Origin of the sequence: Bacillus sp. SD075 (assembly GCF_017355165.1) — a bacterium.
Taxonomy (GTDB): Bacteria; Bacillota; Bacilli; order Bacillales; family DSM-1321; genus Peribacillus.
The window spans coordinates 78,346-99,188 of sequence record NZ_JADILK010000002.1 but is presented as its reverse complement, the minus strand read 5'-3'; the positions used below and the strand labels follow the sequence as shown (position 1 = coordinate 99,188).

The following is a 20,843-nucleotide window of genomic DNA, read 5'->3' as shown; positions in this document are numbered from 1 at the left end:
CTTTCATTCACGAATTTTGATATTTCGGGATGATTCCGGGCGAAGTAAAATCCCCTCTAAGTGAACAGTGTAACATCCGCAGTTTTTACGCTGTTCACTTAGAGGGGATAAAATCATGTTTTCCTTTTTGGTAACACTTTATTAATTAGGTTTTTACGGGATATAAACGGATTGTTGGTAACCCAGAAACGCCAAGGATAATCTTTTGCTACCCCGGAGTTGTCGATTCCGACGCGGGGCCCGCTGGAAATGTGTTCAGGCTTTTTTCCGGCAGCAAGATATAGCGGGGGGGACGTAAAAGATCGACCATAATCATCCATGGTGATGCCTAGTGCCTTTGTTAGCTTCCCAGGTCCATCGGTCCATTTATGAATATCGGCAATTCCGCGTCTTTCATGCATTAACTCAAGCCCGGAAAAGGGTTCAACCGCCCGGATTAAAATGGCCTCCGGATTTTCAGGTCCTCCGCTTACGACATTGACCAGTGTATGTGTGTGCATGACGTATGTATATATCAATCCGGAATTACCGAACATCACTTCCGTCCGTGTTGTCCTTCTATTTCCGAAACTATGTGCAGCCCTGTCCTCAGGTCCAATATATGCCTCTGTTTCAACAATGAATCCAGAAGCGGTTCCATCCGCTGTTTCTTTTACTATCAGGCAGCCAAGAAGGGATTTTGCCAGTTCAAGCGTGGGCTGCTGATAAAAATCCTCAGGTAAAATTGAATGGTTTATCTTGTTCATAGTATCACTCCATTTAGTCTCATACAGGTAAAATTCCCTTATCAATGAAAAAGAAACATGAAGGGAATAAAAAGCCCGGCTGTTTATATCAGCCGGGCCCGAGCAAATTTTTAGACTGTTTCCTTTTCCGTTTCTTGATCTCTTTTGATTCGGCCCGAACCCACGGAAAGTGCCACTAATATCCCCGCGGAAACAAAAAAGATACCGGTGATGAAAACACTGGAGAATGCATCGATCCAAGCATTTTCAATCGTTTGTACAAGGACATTGCTGACTTCTGCCGGCATTTTAAGGTTTTCCGGATAAAGCATGACGTTGAATAATGCATCCGTTTTATCGGCTAATGCTTTCAGTGCCTCATGCAATATAGGGTCCTTTTGGCTTACGACCGCATCATCCATATTTTGCTGGAGATTGTGATTCATGACAGCGTTCAAAATCGTGATGCCCATCGTTCCTCCTATAGATCGGAAGAATGTCGAAGCCGCTGTAACCGACCCTAGCTGGGATTTAGGAAATTCGTTTTGAACGGCAATCATCAATGTCGGCATGACAAGACCCATGCCTATTCCAAGGATGGCCATGAATGAGTACGCAGTGAATATGGTCGTACTGCCGTCCATCATGCTCATTAGGAAGAAGCCAAGCGTTGCAAAGGCCATTCCAAAGGTAAGCACGGTACGAAAACGGAATTTCAATAGTAACCGCCCGCCAATGATACTGGAAAGAATCATACCGATCATCATTGGTGTCATGGTCGACCCAGCTTTTGTTGGTGAAACTCCCAGTACGCCTTGCATGAACAGCGGGACGAACATGATTGCCCCGAACATGCCAAGGCCCAGCAAGAATCCCAAAATATTCGTGGTGGAAAAAACTCTATTTTTAAAAAGGGATAAATCAAGAATCGGTTCGACTGCTCTTCTTTCAAAAATGATGAATAGGGCAATGAAGACAAGGGTGCTGCCAAATATCAAGAGAGATTCGAGTGATAACCATTCGAATTTATCACCACCGAAGGTCAAGCCCAGCAGTAACAGGACAATACCAGGAATCAATGTGAAAATGCCCAGATAATCGATATTCACTTTCTCTGCTTTTCTTATGGCTTCATGTTTCAATCCTACATAAATCAAAATGGCAGATAGTAAGCCCGTCGGTACATTGATCAGAAAGATCCAATGCCAGCTTATATGGTCAACGATCAGTCCGCCCAGAAAAGGGCCAATGACGGAACTTAAACCAAAAAGGGCTCCAAATACACCCTGCCATTTGGCTCTTTGTTCGGCAGAGAATATATCGCCGATTATCGTTTGGGATAAAGGCATGATCATCCCGCCGCCTATTCCCTGAAGCCCTCTATAGATGATCAATTGCTCCATCGAAGTGGCCGTGGCACATAAAAACGAACCGATCGTAAAAATAATCGTACCAAGCAGATAAAGGGAACGTCTGCCATATAAATCAGATAGCTTTCCAACAATGGGTACAACAGTCGTTGAGGCTATTAAATAGGCAGTCGTTACCCATGCAAAGATAGTAAAACCATTCAATTCGCCGATAATTGTCGGCATGGCCGTACCGACGATCGTCTGTTCCAATGAACTGAAAAACATTCCGATAATCAATCCTGTTAAGACTAGCTTGGTATTGACCGCTCTTTTATCCATTTCCATATGATTTCTCCATTCCTAGAACTGTATTTCTTATTCGTTTTATGACTAATAGGTCAAAATTATAAATCCGAAATGACCAATTAGTCAACGGTTTTTTCGCTGAAAATTCCAATTGCATGAAGGTGGATATAAAGGTCATTCAAAACACTTAAGTAATTCGACTAAAAACCATCAACTCCTCCAGATTAATATCTCCTACGTGTTTCCATTTATCAAATCCGATATAATAAGAAGGAATATAGATGAACTTATGATTGGAAGTGTAAAATATGAATAAAAGAATCGGGTTTATTGGATGCGGTAAAATGGGTGAGGCAATGCTTGAGGGCATGTTGCTTGCAGAGGTCATTTCACCAGAAGGAATCATGGTCAGTACTGCGAGTGTGGAAACCAAAACTAAAATCACCATGAAATATAAGGTTAAAGGTACGTTGGATAATAAAGAAGTTGCCGGTTTTGCCGATTTTCTCTTTTTAGGGATCCAACCTGCCAAGCATAAGCAAGTGCTTGAAGAAGTGAAGAATCATGTGAAAGAAGACGCTGTGATCATCACTATGGCAGCGGGGATCACGATTTCTCTAGTTGAGAGCGGCTTTGGAAAAAAAGTGAAGGTTGTCCGGACGATGCCAAACACTCCTTCGCTTGTTGGTGAAGGCATGACGGCCATGAGTATTAATGATGAAATGACCGATGCTGATATAGAGGGTGTGACTGAACTGCTGAATAGTTTCGGTAAAACGGAAATCCTCCATGAAGATTTAATGGACGCAGTGCCGGCCATCAGCGGTTCGTCACCTGCTTATGTATACATGTTCATCGAGGCGCTGGCTGATGGAGGGGTCCGTGATGGCATTCCACGAAAACAAGCATACCGAATGGCTGCACAAGCTGTAATGGGAGCTGCTAAGATGGTCCTCGAAACGGAAAAACATCCTGCTGCTTTAAAAGATGATGTCTGTACACCGGGCGGTTCAACGATATCTGCGGTAGCTTCTTTAGAAGAGAATCAGCTAAGATCCAGCGTTCTACAAGCAATGAAGGCCTGCACGGATAAAACGAAAGGTTTCAGTAAGTGAAGAAATGGATTGCCAGTTAGCGGGCAATCCCATTTGTGCGATATTTTCAGAATATTTGTAAAAAAAAGAGGGGGCAGCATAATGAATAGTTATATAGAAGAATTAAGAAAGATACTTTCGGAAGAACAAGTAACGGTGAATGAAACTTTATTGAAACAGCACAGCCATGATGAATCCTACCACACTCCGCATTTACCGGATGTGGTCATATACCCAAGGGATACCGGGGAAGTCAGTTCAGTCATGCGGTATTCGAATGAGCATGAAATACCGGTCATTCCTTTTGGATTAGGGTCAAGTTTGGAAGGGCATGTCGTTCCAGTCAAAGGGGGAATTTCCATGGATTTGTCCTTGATGAATCAAATATTGGAAATTAGGGAAAATGATTTCCTTGTGAAGGTCCAACCAGGTGTGACAAGGACGCAACTCAATAAAGAATTAAAAAAATACGGTTTGTTCTTTTCCGTCGATCCTGGTGCCGATGCAACATTGGGAGGGATGGCAGCTACGAATGCAAGTGGGACGACCTCGGTCAAATATGGGATAATGCGTGATCAAGTCCGGGATTTAGAAGTGGTTTTAGCAAACGGTGAAGTGATTCATTCCGGAAGTTTAGCGACAAAATCATCTTCAGGCATTCATTTGAATGGCTTGTTTGTCGGCTCTGAAGGTACGCTAGGTGTATTTACTGAACTGACTTTAAGAGTTTATGGCATTCCTGAGGTCACAATGGCTGGGAGAGCTTCATTTCCAACCGTCGAACAGGCAGTATCTGCGGTTAATGGGATCATGCTTGCCGGCATCCCGATTGCACGAATTGAATTGGTTGATGCCGTGTCCATAAAAAAAGTTAATCAATTTATGGACAAATCCTATGATGTCCAACCAACTTTATTCCTCGAGTTTCATGGAAACTTTGCCGGACTGGAACAGGACGTCAAGTTTGCCAAGGAAATCGTAAATGATTTTGGCTGTGGGGATATCCAGTTTGAAACCGATTCAAAAGCACGTAATGCCTTATGGGAAGCGCGCCATAATCTCGCATACGCATTCATTCACAGCGCACCTGGAAAGAAGCTGATGGTGACCGACGTAAGTGTGCCCCTTCATGAATTATCGAATGCCATACTGGATACAAGGAAGAAAGTCGGACAATCCAAAGTGGAGGGTGCGATTGTAGGACATGTAGGTGACGGGAATTATCACGTATTATTCATGATCGATCTGAAAAATCCTGAAGAAGTTAAAGAAGCGAAGAGGTTAAATGATGAAATCGTCGAATTTGCATTAATGAAAGGCGGTACATGTACGGGTGAACATGGGGTAGGACTTGGAAAATCGAAGTATCAACGAAGGGAGCATGGAGGAGCTTACGAAGTGATGAAAACGATCAAACAGGCATTGGATCCGAAAGGAATAATGAATCCTGGGAAGATTTTCGTAGATTAAGAGGAATACTCCATTTTATTAGATTAGTAATAACTCGACTTGATCCCATATAAAATGTAGTGGCATATCTTTGCCTACTATATGGGGATCAAGTCAAAAATGCCAATTACCTATCACGTAATTTAAACATATAAACGTATAAAAATAATGATTTTAGTCTTTAATTCGAGCTATATCCGGAAAAATCGCCCGTTGTGCGAGATAATTCGGCCTGACCTAGACATTGTCGGAAGAAGTACAGCTTCAACGAGTCTCCCGTCCAAAAAAATAAGACTCCAGACAAGATTGCGTCGTCCGGAGTCTTATTTTTTATTAAGCGTTAATGTTATTTGAGTTTAAGGCGTTTTCAACACTTACATAGTTGTAGCCAAGGTCTGTGGCAACTGCTTCGAACGTGATTTCACCATTCGCTACATTGACGCCTTTTGCAAGTGCATCATTTTCAAGAATAGCTTTGATGGCACCTTTGTTTGCAATTTGAAGTGCAAATGGCACTGTTACGTTAGTTAAAGCAACTGTAGAAGTTTGAGGCACTGCCCCTGGCATATTCGCCACTGCATAATGTACTACTCCATGTTTAACATAAGTAGGGTTATCATGTGTTGTTATGTGGTCGACCGTTTCAAAGATACCGCCTTGGTCGATTGCAACATCGACAATGACTGAACCTGGAGACATCGATTTAACCATTTCTTCAGTAACGAGCTTAGGAGCTTTAGCACCTGGAATCAAAACAGCACCAATTACTAAATCGGCATCTTTGACTGCTTCTGCAATATTATATGGGTTGGAGATAAGTGTAGTCAGTTCATTTCCGAAAATATCATCAAGTTGACGAAGACGGTCAGGGCTTAAGTCAAGAATGGTAACATCTGCGCCTAATCCAATAGCGATTTTTGCAGCATTCGTTCCAACCATACCTCCGCCGACAACAGCGACCTTACCACGTTTAACTCCAGGAACTCCGCTTAAGAGAATTCCTTTCCCACCGTTATTTTTTTCAAGGAACTGAGCACCGATTTGTGCAGCCATGCGTCCTGCAACTTCACTCATTGGTGTCAATAAAGGAAGTGTGCGGTTTACTGCAACCGTTTCATAAGCAATAGCCAAGACACCGCTTTCTTTCAGGGCCTGAGCTAGTGCCGGTTCAGCCGCAAGATGTAAATATGTGAAAAGGATTAAATCTTTTCGGAAATATTTATATTCAGATGAGATAGGTTCTTTTACTTTCATGATCATTTCTGTGCTTGACCAAACGCTAGCAGCGTCCTCGACTATCACAGCACCAGCTTCTTGATATGATTCATTTGTAAAACTGCTTCCTAGGCCTGCGTTCATTTCGATTAATACTTCGTGTCCTGCATTGACTAATGCCACAACCCCAGCTGGAGTGATAGCTACACGATTTTCATTGTTCTTAATCTCTTTTGGAATTCCTATTCTCATCTTAATCCCTCCAATAATATGTTTTACTATTTGTATCACAAGTATAGTTGGAAAAAGAAGTAGTTAGTATGTGGAAATCAGAAAAATGAAAAAGGTGTATTTGTGGAATTCCACAAACGCAATTTCAAAAAAGATGGACTCGCCAGAATCAAGGTCCTTTTAAGCTGTATTCAATTCTATGCAATAGGTTCTTGAATGCGCTCTAAAATCCTTCTTTTTTTATATAGCATGATTCCCGTATTGGCTATATCGGCAATCATGGAACGATTTGTAAGGGCGCCAAATATTATTCCGGCAACAGGAACCATTTGCAAAAGTTTTTTCCAGCCAAACTGATCACGGTATGTATAAACAACTTCTCGCCATCCTTGCAGTTCGGATGCTATTTCCCTTTTTGATTGGGAATCAGTCTGGCTCATTTTTGACAATTCATTTAATAGAGCCTTTTTACCGACAACATCCGAAGTTGTGAATTGCAGACATTTGACGATGAAAATACGTTCTTGGCGGTCTCTAGGATTGAAGCCATATGTGATGGAGATATCCTGAAGGGTTTTGATCGACATGCCGAGAAGAAGGGGGATGTCGATGGCCAAGGTGAAGATTCCGCCAATCCCCGTAGTGGCACCTTGAACCGCTGCAAATTTACTGCCTGAATTTTTAATATCCTGACTCACGCTATCCATGATATGGAGGGGGATGTTTGAAAGATCTTCCAGGGAGGTGATGTTCAACTCGGGAACCTTGGCCTGCAGCTGACTTAGAATATGGGCTTCTTTCGTTAAATATTTGCCGCCATTCTGAATGTAGCTGCCGATTTCATCAAGCATGACACCTAACTTTTTCTGAATGAAATCAGGTGTCAACTTATCCAATAGCTTGAAGGGAATCCGCCCAATCCGTTCCCAAAACCATAGTCCTTTCTGGTCTTTCTCCCATTTTTCAATGATTATTAATTCCTTTTCAAGTTCATCTTTTGTTTCAAATATCATATGATCAACCTTTCCACACTTCTAGTATTCCATTTTAAGGAATATATCATGAATTTTTCTTGAAAAATTCATCATATTGATTAAGTTTAATGTTAAGAAAGAGGGATATTTTTTGAATCGGGTCTTTTAACCGTATATTTCCCACTTCAGATATCCTTTTTAATCGGTAATTCAAAGTATTCACATGGATATGAAGATTTTTTGAAGCTTCATTCGGGTTGCAGTCTTTCTCTAGATAGACAGTGAGTGTTTGCAGCAATTCCGTCTGGTTTTTCATGTCGTATGCTTTTAACTTAAGGATGGAGGGATGAACACGGCGCTGTTTGTTGCTTGCGAGTGTTTCAATCATTTGAAACATGCCAAGTTCTTCATAATGTAATATGAGTTTCATGTCATCAGGGAAAATATTCTTCATTTTTAGGGTGTATTGAGCTTCTTCGTAACTTGATTTAACATCCATTAAGTTTTTATACATATTTCCAGCCGTTCCAAGGATATGCTCAACACCGAAACGCCGTTTCATCTCCAGAATGAAAAAAGGAATGAATTCATAAATCGATGAAGTGAAAGAAGGGCTGTTCTCCTGGTTGGCTCCCGCGAAAAGAATGAGCTTATTATGGTCAATGGCAAATAAGGAACTGCTTATCTTTTGAGTGGTCGTTAACATGTATGAAATGTATCGCTCCACTTCGCGATTGATCTCTTTAGGAAATTCGAATACCAATATGGAAAAAACCACTGGTACATGGATGGAGAATTTCGTGTAATTTTCAATTATTTCCGATTCTTCTTGATAGTGCCCGGTCAACATGCGCCAGAGGAAATCTTGATGGCCTGCTTCTTTCCTTTTCTTTTTCAATTGCAATTGCTGTAACTGGTTTTTGGCCTCCTTGGCAGCGAATTGCAGAAATTTCATATCTTCTTCGGAGAAAGGTTCATTTACTTCCAAAGCCCAAATGAATCCAAGTACTTCGTTATTCTTCCGGATGGAGACCGCGACCCTGTTACCAAGACCGACATCATTGATGGCTCCGATCTTAATGGGGGCATCTTCTTTCAATAACGCTGGGATGAAGCCATCTTTCCATAAACTGTTGATGACCTTTTCAGGGACACGTCTTCCGATTATGGTCATGATACGAGCCTGATCCGTAGTATCATCGTGTGTGCTATAAGCAAGTAAGCGGTGGTTACCGTCCTCGATTGTAATGGGACAACCTAAAACAGAACTTATTCTGTCGGCAAACTCCATCATATCTCCATAAAGGTCTTTAAAAATATCTCTATTTTTTTCGAATTCCTTCATTTTTATTTTGCCCCTCGCTAAAAAAATTCCTTCTCCTTGAATTTTAAACGATTTCCTATTAATAAGCATAGATAAATCCTTTGTTAAAACAGAAAATCCCTACCGATGGTAACCGGAAGGGATTTGATTTTTCATTTTAGAATAGCAAGTTAATTAAAAGATAGAGAACACCTGCTAATGTTGCCGAGATGGGAATGGTAATGAACCAAGTGATGATCATTCTTTTGGCCGTTCCCCATTTTACACCCTTGACACGATGCGCTGATCCAACACCAAGGATTGAAGACGAAATAACATGGGTTGTACTGACTGGCATGTGTATTACAGTTGCGCCGAAAATGATAAAGGCCCCGGTTAAATCCGCTGCAACACCATTGACCGGACGGATTTTCATGATTTTGCCGCCAACCGTTTTAATGATTTTCCATCCGCCAACGGAAGTTCCAAGTCCCATTGCTAGCGCACAGGAGAATTGAACCCAGAAGGGGATATCGGTACTTGATGCATAACCATTTGCAATAAGGGCCATCGTGATGATCCCCATCGCTTTTTGAGCGTCGTTCGTTCCGTGGGTATACGATTGAAGTGCTGCAGTAGCAATCTGTATAGTACGGAATTTTTGGTTTGTTTTTGTCAAGTTATTGTTTTTAAAGACTACTTTAAAGATGCTGTATACGATAAACCCGATTGCAAAAGCAATTAGCGGGGAGAAGATCAAAGCTTGAAGAATTTTCATGAATCCTTCCCATTTAATGCCGGAGAAGCCAGCTGCTGCAATGGCAGCCCCTGCAATCGAACCAATCAATGCGTGGGAGGAACTGCTTGGTATTCCGTAATACCAGGTAAGAAGGTTCCATATGATGGCGGCAAGCAGAGCAGCCATGATTACATATGAACCATTCGGAAGCGTGAACGGATCCACGATATCCTTCGTTATGGTTTTCGCTACTCCAGTAAAGGTCATAGCTCCGACGAAATTCATGATGGCTGCCATGATGATGGCATGCCTAGGCTTCATGGCCTTTGTTGAAACAGCAGTCGCTATTGCATTGGCTGTATCATGAAAACCATTGATGAAGTCAAATGCTAAAGCAAAGAAAACGATTAATATTGTTAAAATTAATAAAGTATCCATTTATTGGGGTACTCCTTAGGCGTTTTTCATTATGATTGTTTCAAGTGTATTGGCCACCGCTTGACAGTGATCGGCAATCTCTTCAAGACTTTCATATATTTCTTTATATTGAATGATCCTGATTGGATCTTTTTCAACGGTAAACAAGTTTTTGATTGATTGACGTTGGATTCCGTCACAAACGGATTCAAGATCTTTAATTTTGATTGCATTTTCACGAATCATTGGCAGTTTTTTAGTGGATAGCGTATCGACGGCATTTTCAATTTCATACGTACATTGTTTGATTGCATCCACAAACTTAAGCATATACTCGTCTGCATTGACAATTGAGTACATTTCGAATAATGCCGCACAGTGTTCCAAACCGTCTATGACATCATCCATTCTCATGGTTAATTCAAGGATATCCTCCCTTTCGATAGGAGTGATGAAGGCATTGTTCAGCTCTTTAATGACGTTATGAACCATTGAATCGCCTTTATGCTCATAGTCTTTCATCGTATCTGAAAATACTTTTAGATCGGAGATGTTTTTGAGTTTATAATCCGCGAAATAATCCGCACCTTCTTTTAGGTTTTGAGCGATGTTAAAAAGCATTACTGCGAATTTGTCTTTTTTTGATTTAAAAGCCATGTTAAAGCCTCCCAATTAGTCATGCAAATTTACGCACCTTAGTCGTACGCTTAGTATTAACAAATTGATTGTAACGAATTCATGTAGTATCCGGGAAGGTTTTTCGACGAAAATTTACAAAATCTTAATAAAACTTTACATAAAAAAACAAGGGAAATTAAAAAACGGTAAAAACAAACGCTTATAAAGGAAAAATCTGTAGAAAAAAAGCCTTTCCTAATATGAAAGGCAAAAGTTTTATAAAAATAAAGCAATCAAATAGTAAATGATTCCTGCTAAGGAAGCGGAAATTGGCAATGTAATGAACCAAGTGATTAACATGTTTTTCGCTGTTCCCCATTTTACCCCTTTTATGCGGTGTGCAGAACCGACTCCAAGTATTGAAGAAGAAATGACATGTGTCGTGCTGACCGGCATATGCAGGAAGGTTGCACCGAAAATGATGGCCGCCCCAGTCATATCGGCCGCCACACCATTAACCGGGCGGATTTTCATGATTTTACCGCCAACAGTTTTGATGATCTTCCAACCTCCGATTGATGTTCCAAGCGCCATGGCTATTGCGCAGGATAATTGTACCCAGAAAGGAACTTCAGATGTAGAGGCATATCCGTTAGCAATCAAAGCCATCGTGATGATCCCCATGGATTTTTGTGCATCATTCGTTCCATGTGTATAAGACTGGATGGCCGCCGTGAGAATTTGTATTCTCCTGAATCGCTTATTGGTTTTTCCTAAGTTATTATTTTTGAATATGACCTTGAAGATACTGTATACAATGAATCCAAGCGTAAAGGCAAGGATAGGAGATAGAATCAACGCTTGTATAATTTTAGAGAATCCATTCCATTTAATCGCATCGAATCCACTAGCCACGATGGCAGCTCCCGCTATTGAACCAATGATCGCATGGGAGGAACTGCTTGGAATGCCAAAATACCAAGTGATTAAATTCCATATGATTGCCGAAAGCAGGGCAGCAAGGATGACATAAGAACCATTGTTCAATGTGAAAGGATCCACGATATCCTTCGTAATGGTATGTGCTACACCGGTAAAGGTCAATGCTCCTAATAAATTCATGATGGCAGCCATGATGATTGCATGACGTGGTTTAAGCGCCTTGGTTGATACTGCTGTAGCGATGGCGTTAGCCGTATCATGGAAACCATTGATAAAGTCAAAGACCAAAGCAAAAATAATAATTAACGCGGTTAAGATGAGTATGCTATTCATACATGGAGGACTCCCTTGATATCAATTATGTAAAGTGTATATGGAATTGTGGCAAAGAATGGGCGCAGGACTGTTTGCAACTCCTCAATATCTAGAATGGGAGTTTTACGTTTTGATTATTCTTTAAAGATGGCACCTTCTTTTTACTCGGGTTAAAGTCGAACTATACAATTGTAACGAATTACATACCTATAAAGATAGATGTTTCGTCATTTTTTTACAAAATATTTAATTTAGTGAATGATTAAAAAGGTAAAATGTTCCCTTTAATATATATAAATGGTATTCAAGGGCGTGTTTTCACTTAAGGGACTCTTTAAATCCCGAGGCTTATGGTTAGAAATAGAATGTGGAGGGATGTATAATTGGTAAATAAAAGTAAGGGGGAATGATGGAATGATTGCAAATATTGGGAAAACGATCACCTTACATAATGGAGTTAAAATGCCACAGTTGGGTTTCGGTGTATTTAAAGTTAAAAATGGCAATGAAACGGTTGAGTCCGTCAAGAAAGCGATCGAGATTGGTTACCGTGCGATTGATACGGCCGCCATTTATGAAAATGAAGAAGGTGTTGGTCAGGCGATTCGGGAGTGCGGAGTGCCTCGTGAAGAATTGTTCATTACATCTAAAGTATGGAATACTGAGCAAGGATACGAAACCACTCTCCAAGCATTTGATGATAGTATTAATCGCCTTGGTTTGGAATACCTGGATTTATACTTGATTCACTGGCCCGGAAAAGATAAATATCTGGAAACCTGGAGGGCATTGGAAAAGCTTTATAAGGATGGTAAGGTGAAATCAATCGGTGTAAGTAATTTTCATGTTCATCATTTGGAAAATTTACTTGCAAACAGTGAAGTGAAACCGGTCGTCAATCAAATTGAATTGCATCCACTTTTGACTCAAGTCAAAATTCGTGATTACTGTGCAAAACATGAAATAAAGGTAGAATCTTGGAGCCCGCTAGGCAGGGGGAACCTATTGGAAGAGCCGACAATTAATCATATAGCGAAGAAGCATGGGAAAAGTTCAGCACAAGTGTTGATTCGGTGGCATCTCCAAAATGATCTAGTTGTAATTCCTAAATCGATTACGCCGTCCCGCATCGAGGAAAATGCACAGGTATTTGACTTTACATTAAGCCTGAATGAAATGAATCAAATAGATGCCTTGAACAAAAATGAACGGTTCGGTAGCAATCCCGATGAACTTATGTTCTAAAAAAGAATACTAAATGATGGAGGGTGTCCAGATAATGGGGCACCCTTTTTCTTTTACCTTTATGAACATAATTGAAACAGTTACTGCTTATACTAACTATGTGACAAAGTTAAGCCTATGGTATACCCGTTTAATATGTCTGATAATCCTGTTTCCATTGCCAAATATTTATTAAAAAAATTAGGTTTTAGATTAATTAAACGGGGAAAATAATGAGTACAGCGGCAAACAAAAAGAAAAAATTCACTATCATGAGGATTGTCCAATCAGTTACTCAAGGGCTATAGCTGGCTAACTCCACCCAATAACTAAAACATTCACATTCATTAGATATTGTGCGAATCGGCATCATACCATTTGAATGTAAAAGTTAAAAGAGCTGAATACAGGCATGACAATATGGAAGTGATTGGATTTCTTGGAGTCTGCTGCAGGAATTGAAAAATTAACTAATTTGAAGGAGGAAATATATTATGGGATTTTTATGGTCATTAATTATCGGAGGCATCATTGGTTGGTTAGCAGGTATGATCGTTGGACGTGACGTACCATTTGGAATTATCGGTAATATTATCGCTGGTTTTGTGGGAGCTTGGTTAGGTTCATTAATTCTTGGGAACTGGGGACCTTCAGTAGCAGATTTCGCTATAATTCCAGCACTGATAGGTGCAATCGTATTTGTCTTCATCTTAAGCCTTATCTTAAAAGGCATGAGAAAAGCGTCTTAAATTACAAAAATAATGCTGGCCCAAGTGGCCAGCAATTTTTTTGTGCAAAAATGAACGGTTTCCGTCTCAACATGCGTGTATTCTAACCGTAGAGGTGAAAATTCGAACCAAATGCAGTTAATCTGTTCGTAGAGAGTGAAAATTCCAGCAGATAATCCGTTCGATAGAATGATTATCCATCCAACATAGTCTGTCCGCTGGTTGCGCAAAAAAAACAAGCAACAAATACGGAATAATAATGAAGAAATAAAGACACCGTTCCGAAATGGAGCGGTGTTTTCTATTTGTATTATTTGTGATCGTCGAATATTTCAGGTCTATCAATGAAAGGAGCTTCAATGATCATTTTTAATTCCGAAATGGGGTGGATGAATTCGATTTTCCTGGCATGCAGGGCTTGACGATGAAATGTCTTTTTTCCGCCATATAAGGTATCTCCGGCCAAGGGGTGATTCAAATGACTGAAATGCACCCTGATCTGATGGGTTCGGCCGCTTTCCAGGGTGCAGCTGACGAGCGTCAAGTTTTTCTTGGAATCGCGAGTGATTACCCGGTAATGGGTAACTGCCGTCTGGCCTGTAGGGGAAACCCTTCGTCTCGTGGCATGGTGGCGGTCACGGCCAATTTTTTCTTTGATATCGCCTTCATCCTTTTTAATGTTTCCTTCAACTAATGCTAGGTAAGTCCGTTTGATTTCCCTTTCTTCCAACATTCTATCCAGCATGGACCCGATGAGGCGGTTTTTGGCAAAAAGGACCGCACCGGTGGTATCTTTATCAAGCCTATGAATATGCTTGATCATACAAACCTGGCCGGTATTTTGAAGATGGTGCACCACTCCATTTATGAGGGAGTGTGCTTCACCGGGTTGAGATGGGTGAGTGTCCATTCCAGCCGGTTTATTGGCTATCAACAACACATCATCTTCATATATGATGGAAATTCCTAAGTCTGTCGCTTGAACTGTTTCATTTTCAGCGTAATCCAATAAGGGGATGCTGATCGTATCTCCTTCGTTAAGGATGGTTGACCATGGGACGGCATTCCCATTCACTGTCACTTCCTTACTCATCCTCCATTCATGCACTAGCTTCTTTGGGGCCTTCCAATGCTCCCTAAAAAGCTTTTCCAATGTTAATCCATTCCAACGTTGGAGAACTTCTATTATTAAATATTGGTTAGTTATTTTGAAATTTTCCAATTTAACCCCTACTTTCGACTCGTTTGGTTGTGCTTAAATGAAAAAAATATATAATAATTACGGATAAGCTGTAAAAAAGTAACCTTGTGCCTATTGATAAGAACTTCAGTGGTGGAAATTACCACGTATTTTTTACAATTTTTATGTTATTCTATGGGGAAAGAAATCGCTTGTCCTAGAATATACATATATTAGATAGGTCTAACGGATCTGAAGAAAGGTGGTTTTTTAGTGAAGACGGTCTTTTCTTCAACGGAAGAACAAGAGCAAGAAATAGCGAGTCTCGTTTCTCGTTTCTACGAATCTGTATTTCCAAAATACTTTACGGAAAGTGAAATCCTTCACTTCCGCGAGATTGGCGTTTTAGAGCCCAATCAAAGTTCTTTCACTTACTTGGCAACATTAAGAGACGCATTCCAAGTCATGACATGTCTTCAAGTCCTCATGTCGATATTAGACAAACAGAAGAGAGAAGATCCTATAGTGATGGAATCTAAATCTGAAGAATTGTTCCAACATAACATCACTCTATTGAATGAATGCGGAATATTCTTCCCTTTTTATTATGACCATTTTTCAAGTATAAACCATGAAGAGAGTAATGAGATGCAGATGTTGGACATCCAGGTGGCGAATCAATATTTAGTATAAGGCAAAAAAAATGAGCCGGCTATAACGGGAGATGCATTTCCGTTAGGGCCGGCTCATTTTTTCCATCCTTAATTAATATCATGGTCCTCGAACCATTTCTCGAACGTTTCCTTATCTTTATAGCCAACGATCCGTTCTTGTTCCTGACCATTTTTATAGTGAACGATTGTCGGTGTCTTTTTGATGCCATAGTCGCTCCATCCTTGTTCAAACTCCAAAAGATTGTATTGAACTAGGTCGATGCCCAATTTTTCTGCCAAAGGAGCTACGATTGGCGTGGTTTTTTGACAGTGCGGGCAATCAGGACTATAGAAATAAACGGTCATATCTTTGTTATCCTGGAGGTCCTGCTCCAATTCTTGCGGCAGTATCAAGTTTTGGTAGTTGGGGTCATTCAACTGATCGACCGTAGCGGATTTAAGCTTATCTTTGCCGTATGGATTTCCTTTTGATTTTTCTTCTTTTTTCATGTTTGTAAAAACGCCCAGCAGGACAAATAGCGCGACGATTATCACTAAAAATATAGCCATTTTCTTCATTAAGCTGCAACCTCCTTGGATCTTGTCCATATGATGTAACTGCAAATGAAAATAATGATGAATGCAGTCAAGGCTAGGAACGGGATGGTGATGAAACCAAATACGTTTATATATTGTCCTGTACATGGAACCCTTCCGCATGCAAGGGTGTGGTCAGAAAAGAATGAAACCTTTTGTATCAAATAATGGTATGTGGAAATGAATGCTCCGATAGCGGATAATATCATGGTATAAAAGCTGATCCAATAATCTTTTCGAATGATTGCAATTCCTAATATGATTGTAAAAGGATACATGATGATCCGCTGATACCAACATAGCGCACATGGTTCATATTGCTTGATTTCAGAAAAATATAAGCTTCCAAACATAGCAATGATGGAAGCAACCCAGGCAACAAATAATACGTTTTCCACACTGTGTTTTGTCTTGTTCATGGTTCCTCTTCCCCATCTCTTTTTGCTCTCATGAAAAGTATAGTATGTATGGATGGCGTCTGTAAAATATATATTCTTTTTAACGGGCATTAAGAATGGATTTTATCCATGTGATTTTGAAAACCTTGGGTAGGTTCGTCTGTTTTAATTTTTGAATAAGGGGTATAATCCTTATGGAAGAGATTAAAGGAGTCTGAGGAAAATGCCTAATTTGGACCTGCATAAATATGAAAAAATAATGGAAATACGTAATATGAGGCTAGGAGACATAGATGAAATAATTGCTTTGCAGTCGAGTTGCTTTCCTGGAATGGTTCCCTGGAAGCGAGATCAGCTTGAGAGCCATCTGGCGATTTTTCCGGAAGGGCAATTCGTGGCTGAATATGATGGAAAAGTGATTGGCTCATGTTCCAGCCTCATTATTAATTTTGACGAATATGATGATCGGCATACATGGGACGATGTAACAGATGGTGGGTACATCACGAATCATAATCCGGACGGTTATAATTTATATGGAATCGAAGTCATGGTCCATCCTAAATTCCGCAGGATGAAAATTGGTCAAAGACTATATGATTCAAGGAAAGAACTTGTTGCCCATTTGAATTTAAAAAGCATCATTATCGGCGGCAGGATCCCCAATTACCATAAACATGCGGGTGAACTGTTACCAAGGGAATATGTGAAAGAAGTGCAATTGCATAAAATATATGATCCGGTTCTATCGTTCCAGCTTTTAAATGGGTTCACGCTTATGAGGATCAATCCGAATTACTTGCCGGATGATTTGCAATCCAATAAGTATGCTACGCTCATGGAGTGGAATAACGTCGATTATCAGCCGAAAACAAAACGTTATTATAAAACATCCGAACCGGTACGGATCTGCGTCGTGCAATACATGCTGCGTAAAATCGATTCATTCGAAGACTTCGCTAATCAAGTCGAGTATTTCACCGACGTTGCTTCGGATGCTAATGCGGATTTCGCCGTGTTTCCGGAATTGTTCACCACCCAGCTGATGTCTTTCTTGAATGAGAGGTCACCAAGCTTGGCGGTAAGGAAACTGTCAGACTTCACGGAGCAGTATATTGAGTTGTTTACCACTTTAGCTGTAAGGTATAACGTCAATATCATCGGTGGTTCCCATTTCGTAAAAGAAGATGATGACAATATCTATAATATCGCTTATTTATTCCGTCGTGATGGGACGATTGAAAAGCAATATAAAATTCATATCACGCCGAATGAAAGAAAATGGTGGGGGATTAACGCAGGTGACCGCGTCCGTGTCTTTGATACGGATTGTGGAAAAATCGCCATACAAATTTGTTATGATATTGAGTTTCCGGAACTCGCCCGGATTGCCACCGACATGGGGGCCAAAATCATATTCACTCCATTTTGTACAGAAGACAGGCAAGGCTATCTGCGCGTTCGTTATTGTGCCCAGGCCCGTGCTGTGGAAAACCAAATTTATACCGTCATTTCCGGAACGGTCGGGAATCTTCCGCAAACGGAAAATATGGATATCCAATATGCCCAATCTGGAATCTTCGCTCCATCGGATTTCGAATTTGCACGTGACGGCATAGTAGGGGAAACCAGCCCAAATCTTGAGATGGTCCTGATAGGCGATGTTGATTTGGAAATCTTAAGGCGGGAGCGTCAGTCTGGTACTGTAAGGCAATTGAAAGATCGCCGCCATGATATTTACAATCTGCATTACAAAGATGGCGAAAAATAAAGAGGTAAAGGGGCTCGTAATGGAAGAACGCAAAATTTGGTTCTTTTCATTATGAGCCTTCTCTTCATTTATTGGAATAAATGTGATAATTTTGTATATGTAGGCAGATACATAATTATTTCAAATAAGGCGTTTGGGAGGAGATGTGGGAGATGGAATGGAAATCTTTATACACCACTTGGGCAGGATACCAGAATTTAAATGGGGAATTACGTGTCCTCCTTGAGAAAATGCAGCGGGATGAAGCACAACTCGAAGATGCCTTTTATAAAAATTTAGAATTTGGAACAGGCGGAATGCGGGGGGAAATCGGAGCGGGAACGAACCGGATGAATCTTTATACTGTAAGGAAGGCAACGGTTGGGCTAGCTCAATATATCTCTTCGTTTGGGGAAGAGGCAAAAGGAAGAGGGGCTGTTATTGCTTATGATTCGAGACATAAGTCCCCGGAATTTGCACTCGAAGCAGCTAAAACCTTGGCAACATTTGGGGTGAAGGCTTATTTATTCGATGAATTGCGTCCGACACCAGAATTATCATTTGCGGTTCGCGAACTGAATGCATTTGCTGGAATCGTCATAACGGCGAGCCACAATCCACCTGAATATAATGGATACAAGGTTTATGGGCCAGATGGAGCGCAATTGCCACCGGAAGCAGCGGATCAAGTCATCAACTATGTGAATGCCATTGAAAGTGAGCTTGAAATTCAAATTGAGGAAGCTGAAGTCCTTAAGGGACAGGGCCTTATCGAAATGATTGGGGAGGAATTGGATACGGCATATAACCGTGAGTTGCTCACAGTTCCCGAGAATCCGCAGCTTGCCGAGGAAATAGATGTGTCAATCGTTTTTACGCCGCTTCATGGTACGGCAAATAAATCAGTCAGACGGGCGCTCAAAAGCTTAGGGTATCAAAATTTGCATATCGTTAAGGAACAAGAACTGCCAGATCCAGATTTTTCAACAGTGAAGTCTCCAAATCCAGAGGAACCAGCAGCATTTGAAATGGCGATCGAGCTTGGAAAGAAAGTGGAGGCGGACTTATTGATAGCAACGGATCCGGATGCCGATCGGCTTGGCATTGCCGTGAAAAACGAGATGGGTCAATATGTTGTCCTGACTGGAAATCAAACAGGTGCACTATTCCTGGATTATTTACTGTCTCAGAAAAAAGAAAAAGAGCAGCTTCCTCAAAATGGAGTCGTCTTAAAAACTATCGTCACTTCTGAAATCGGTCGGACGATTGCAGAGTCATATGGCTTGAAGACCGTTGATGTACTTACCGGGTTTAAGTTCATCGCCGAGAAAATAAATCAGTATCATGAAAGCGGGGAAAATAGCTTTTTGTTCGGATATGAAGAAAGCTACGGTTATCTGATTAAAGACTTTGCACGTGATAAGGATGCCATTCAAGCGGCAGTGCTGGCTGTTGAAGTCTGTGCTCATTATAAAAAGCAGGGATTGACACTATATGAAGGGTTGCTGTATGTGTTTGAAAAGTACGGCTATTACTTGGAAGGATTGCGTTCATTGACTTTAAAGGGCATTGAGGGAGCGAAGCAGATTCAGGGAATATTGGATCAATTCCGTCAAAATCCTCCTGCCCGAATAGCTGGCATTCAGGTAGTCGCTGAAGAAGATTATCAAAGCGGAAAAAAACGTACATTACTTTCAAATGCTGAAGAATTGATCGAGCTTCCGAAATCAAATGTATTGAAGTATTTCCTTGAAGATGGTACATGGGTTTGCCTCCGTCCTTCAGGAACTGAACCGAAAATAAAATTCTATTTCGGTGTCCAGGGTAAATCAATGCCGGAAGCTGAGTCCAAGTTATCGGGAGTCATGGGAGATTTCATGAGCAAGATTGAAGCATTAGTTTAAATGTATGAAAGCTAAACGAAAGACTTCTTTGGTCTTTCGTTTTTTTATATAAAAGTTGATTCTGGTATTTTTTTGCAGCGTGAATGATCAAAATTCTAGGAAATTCCGCTTCGGTTTTGGTATACTGTATTGGCGACTGATCCCGGAAAACTTCGGGAATAATGGAGGTATATATTCATGAAATTAGTAATCATTAACGGTTCACCACGTAAACAAGGGCGTACGGGGATAGCTTCACGCTACATATCCAAGAAATACGGAGCGGAACTTATTGATTTAAGCAATAGTGAAATCCCTTTATATTCAGGTGAAGGTGAGCAATATCAATTGGAAGTCATTCAAGGTCTTAAGAAAAGCATCGAGGAAGCTGATGGTGTGATTCTGGCCACTCCGGAATATCATGGCTCCATGAGCGGTGCCTTGAAAAATGCCTTGGATTTTTTAAGCAGTGAACAATTCACGCATAAACCAGTAGCATTATTGGCTGTATCCGGCGGAGGAAAAGGCGGGATCAATGCCTTGAATTCCATGAGGGCAGTGGGTCGAAGCCTTTATGCAAATGTGATCGCAAAACAATTGGTTCTGGATCCACATTGCTTCGATTATGAAAATGATGGTTTATTTGAAGAGTCTGCCGTACTTGTAGAAGGTATGATTGAAGAGCTTAAAATGTATGCGACTGCATATGCTACAATGAAAAAATGATGAAATGAGGGTCAGGTATTTAAA

At 40.7% G+C, this 20,843-nt stretch carries 19 protein-coding genes; 8 read left to right on the top strand and 11 right to left on the bottom strand.

The annotated features are described in order from the left end of the window. Positions 1–113: 113 nt before the first annotated feature. Both IOC57_RS02590 and IOC57_RS02585 read right to left on the bottom strand, forming a co-directional pair. Complete coding sequence (locus IOC57_RS02590) at positions 114–746, bottom strand: DNA-3-methyladenine glycosylase (RefSeq protein WP_207437282.1); 633 nt, start codon at positions 744–746, stop codon at positions 114–116. A gap of 110 nt (positions 747–856) precedes the next feature. Beyond that, positions 857–2,422 carry an MDR family MFS transporter gene (locus tag IOC57_RS02585; protein WP_207437281.1) on the bottom strand — a complete coding sequence of 522 codons (1,566 nt, stop codon included), beginning with the start codon at positions 2,420–2,422 and terminating at the stop codon, positions 857–859. Positions 2,423–2,691: 269 nt separating this feature from the next. Here IOC57_RS02585 and proC point away from each other — a divergent pair, with 269 nt between their 5' ends. Continuing rightward, entirely contained in the window at positions 2,692–3,498 is an 807-nt protein-coding gene (proC, locus tag IOC57_RS02580) for a pyrroline-5-carboxylate reductase (RefSeq protein WP_207437280.1), read from the top strand. Positions 3,499–3,579: 81 nt separating this feature from the next. Then, entirely contained in the window at positions 3,580–4,947 is a 1,368-nt protein-coding gene (locus IOC57_RS02575; RefSeq protein ID WP_207437279.1) for an FAD-binding oxidoreductase, read from the top strand. 312 nt (positions 4,948–5,259) lie between these two features. Here IOC57_RS02575 and ald read toward each other — a convergent pair whose 3' ends face one another. From ald to IOC57_RS02545, 6 genes are all read right to left on the bottom strand, one after another. Further along, the gene (gene ald / locus IOC57_RS02570) at positions 5,260–6,393 is read right to left on the bottom strand and encodes an alanine dehydrogenase (protein WP_076367639.1); all 1,134 of its coding nucleotides are present in this window, start codon (positions 6,391–6,393) and stop codon (positions 5,260–5,262) included. A gap of 176 nt (positions 6,394–6,569) precedes the next feature. Then, positions 6,570–7,385, bottom strand: a complete 816-nt coding sequence (locus tag IOC57_RS02565; RefSeq protein WP_207437278.1) for an EcsC family protein — start codon at positions 7,383–7,385, stop codon at positions 6,570–6,572. Between the two features lie 46 nt (positions 7,386–7,431). Then, positions 7,432–8,691, bottom strand: coding sequence for a PucR family transcriptional regulator (locus IOC57_RS02560; protein ID WP_207437277.1), 1,260 nt, complete (start codon positions 8,689–8,691; stop codon positions 7,432–7,434). 136 nt (positions 8,692–8,827) lie between these two features. Then, positions 8,828–9,826 carry an inorganic phosphate transporter gene (locus IOC57_RS02555; RefSeq protein WP_207437276.1) on the bottom strand — a complete coding sequence of 333 codons (999 nt, stop codon included), beginning with the start codon at positions 9,824–9,826 and terminating at the stop codon, positions 8,828–8,830. Positions 9,827–9,841: 15 nt separating this feature from the next. Continuing rightward, a complete protein-coding gene (locus tag IOC57_RS02550) occupies positions 9,842–10,462 on the bottom strand; it encodes a DUF47 domain-containing protein (RefSeq protein WP_063235631.1) in 621 nt (206 codons plus the stop codon). A gap of 237 nt (positions 10,463–10,699) precedes the next feature. After that, entirely contained in the window at positions 10,700–11,698 is a 999-nt protein-coding gene (locus tag IOC57_RS02545; RefSeq protein ID WP_207437275.1) for an inorganic phosphate transporter, read from the bottom strand. Between the two features lie 396 nt (positions 11,699–12,094). On the opposite strand from IOC57_RS02545, the gene IOC57_RS02540 reads away from it, so the two are divergent. Next, the gene (locus tag IOC57_RS02540) at positions 12,095–12,925 is read left to right on the top strand and encodes an aldo/keto reductase (protein WP_207437274.1); all 831 of its coding nucleotides are present in this window, start codon (positions 12,095–12,097) and stop codon (positions 12,923–12,925) included. A 473-nt stretch (positions 12,926–13,398) separates the two neighbouring features. Then, positions 13,399–13,653: a GlsB/YeaQ/YmgE family stress response membrane protein gene (locus IOC57_RS02535; protein ID WP_170946860.1), complete on the top strand. Its 255-nt coding sequence runs from the start codon at positions 13,399–13,401 to the stop codon at positions 13,651–13,653. Between the two features lie 289 nt (positions 13,654–13,942). Here IOC57_RS02535 and IOC57_RS02530 read toward each other — a convergent pair whose 3' ends face one another. Further along, positions 13,943–14,854, bottom strand: coding sequence for an RluA family pseudouridine synthase (locus IOC57_RS02530; RefSeq protein ID WP_286184465.1), 912 nt, complete (start codon positions 14,852–14,854; stop codon positions 13,943–13,945). 231 nt (positions 14,855–15,085) lie between these two features. Here IOC57_RS02530 and IOC57_RS02525 point away from each other — a divergent pair, with 231 nt between their 5' ends. Further along, positions 15,086–15,505, top strand: coding sequence for a DUF5365 family protein (locus tag IOC57_RS02525; RefSeq protein WP_207437273.1), 420 nt, complete (start codon positions 15,086–15,088; stop codon positions 15,503–15,505). A 68-nt stretch (positions 15,506–15,573) separates the two neighbouring features. Here IOC57_RS02525 and IOC57_RS02520 read toward each other — a convergent pair whose 3' ends face one another. Continuing rightward, positions 15,574–16,044 carry a thioredoxin family protein gene (locus tag IOC57_RS02520; RefSeq protein WP_207437272.1) on the bottom strand — a complete coding sequence of 157 codons (471 nt, stop codon included), beginning with the start codon at positions 16,042–16,044 and terminating at the stop codon, positions 15,574–15,576. Continuing rightward, complete coding sequence (locus IOC57_RS02515) at positions 16,044–16,481, bottom strand: disulfide oxidoreductase (RefSeq protein WP_207437271.1); 438 nt, start codon at positions 16,479–16,481, stop codon at positions 16,044–16,046. The genes IOC57_RS02520 and IOC57_RS02515 overlap by 1 nt, the downstream gene beginning before the upstream one ends. 202 nt (positions 16,482–16,683) lie before the next feature. Here IOC57_RS02515 and IOC57_RS02510 point away from each other — a divergent pair, with 202 nt between their 5' ends. From IOC57_RS02510 to IOC57_RS02500, 3 genes are all read left to right on the top strand, one after another. Next, on the top strand, positions 16,684–18,231 hold the full coding sequence (locus tag IOC57_RS02510; RefSeq protein ID WP_207437270.1) for a carbon-nitrogen hydrolase family protein: 1,548 nt from the start codon (positions 16,684–16,686) through the stop codon (positions 18,229–18,231). Between the two features lie 152 nt (positions 18,232–18,383). Beyond that, positions 18,384–20,114, top strand: a complete 1,731-nt coding sequence (locus IOC57_RS02505; RefSeq protein WP_207437269.1) for a phospho-sugar mutase — start codon at positions 18,384–18,386, stop codon at positions 20,112–20,114. A 177-nt stretch (positions 20,115–20,291) separates the two neighbouring features. Continuing rightward, positions 20,292–20,819: an NADPH-dependent FMN reductase gene (locus IOC57_RS02500; protein ID WP_207437268.1), complete on the top strand. Its 528-nt coding sequence runs from the start codon at positions 20,292–20,294 to the stop codon at positions 20,817–20,819. Positions 20,820–20,843: the final 24 nt, after the last annotated feature.

Excerpts from the sequence above, each read along its gene's own strand:
- IOC57_RS02555 (WP_207437276.1), bottom strand. The coding sequence starts at position 9,826 with ATGGATACTTTATTAATTTTAACAATATTAATCGTTTTCTTTGCTTTA.
- IOC57_RS02585 (WP_207437281.1), bottom strand. The coding sequence starts at position 2,422 with ATGGAAATGGATAAAAGAGCGGTCAATACCAAGCTAGTCTTAACAGGA.
- proC (WP_207437280.1), top strand. The coding sequence starts at position 2,692 with ATGAATAAAAGAATCGGGTTTATTGGATGCGGTAAAATGGGTGAGGCA.
- IOC57_RS02540 (WP_207437274.1), top strand. The coding sequence starts at position 12,095 with ATGATTGCAAATATTGGGAAAACGATCACCTTACATAATGGAGTTAAA.
- IOC57_RS02560 (WP_207437277.1), bottom strand. The coding sequence starts at position 8,691 with ATGAAGGAATTCGAAAAAAATAGAGATATTTTTAAAGACCTTTATGGA.
- IOC57_RS02505 (WP_207437269.1), top strand. The coding sequence starts at position 18,384 with ATGGAATGGAAATCTTTATACACCACTTGGGCAGGATACCAGAATTTA.
- IOC57_RS02565 (WP_207437278.1), bottom strand. The coding sequence starts at position 7,385 with ATGATATTTGAAACAAAAGATGAACTTGAAAAGGAATTAATAATCATT.
- IOC57_RS02590 (WP_207437282.1), bottom strand. The coding sequence starts at position 746 with ATGAACAAGATAAACCATTCAATTTTACCTGAGGATTTTTATCAGCAG.
- IOC57_RS02535 (WP_170946860.1), top strand. The coding sequence starts at position 13,399 with ATGGGATTTTTATGGTCATTAATTATCGGAGGCATCATTGGTTGGTTA.
- IOC57_RS02550 (WP_063235631.1), bottom strand. The coding sequence starts at position 10,462 with ATGGCTTTTAAATCAAAAAAAGACAAATTCGCAGTAATGCTTTTTAAC.
- IOC57_RS02575 (WP_207437279.1), top strand. The coding sequence starts at position 3,580 with ATGAATAGTTATATAGAAGAATTAAGAAAGATACTTTCGGAAGAACAA.
- IOC57_RS02520 (WP_207437272.1), bottom strand. The coding sequence starts at position 16,044 with ATGAAGAAAATGGCTATATTTTTAGTGATAATCGTCGCGCTATTTGTC.
- IOC57_RS02510 (WP_207437270.1), top strand. The coding sequence starts at position 16,684 with ATGCCTAATTTGGACCTGCATAAATATGAAAAAATAATGGAAATACGT.
- ald (WP_076367639.1), bottom strand. The coding sequence starts at position 6,393 with ATGAGAATAGGAATTCCAAAAGAGATTAAGAACAATGAAAATCGTGTA.
- IOC57_RS02545 (WP_207437275.1), bottom strand. The coding sequence starts at position 11,698 with ATGAATAGCATACTCATCTTAACCGCGTTAATTATTATTTTTGCTTTG.
- IOC57_RS02500 (WP_207437268.1), top strand. The coding sequence starts at position 20,292 with ATGAAATTAGTAATCATTAACGGTTCACCACGTAAACAAGGGCGTACG.
- IOC57_RS02515 (WP_207437271.1), bottom strand. The coding sequence starts at position 16,481 with ATGAACAAGACAAAACACAGTGTGGAAAACGTATTATTTGTTGCCTGG.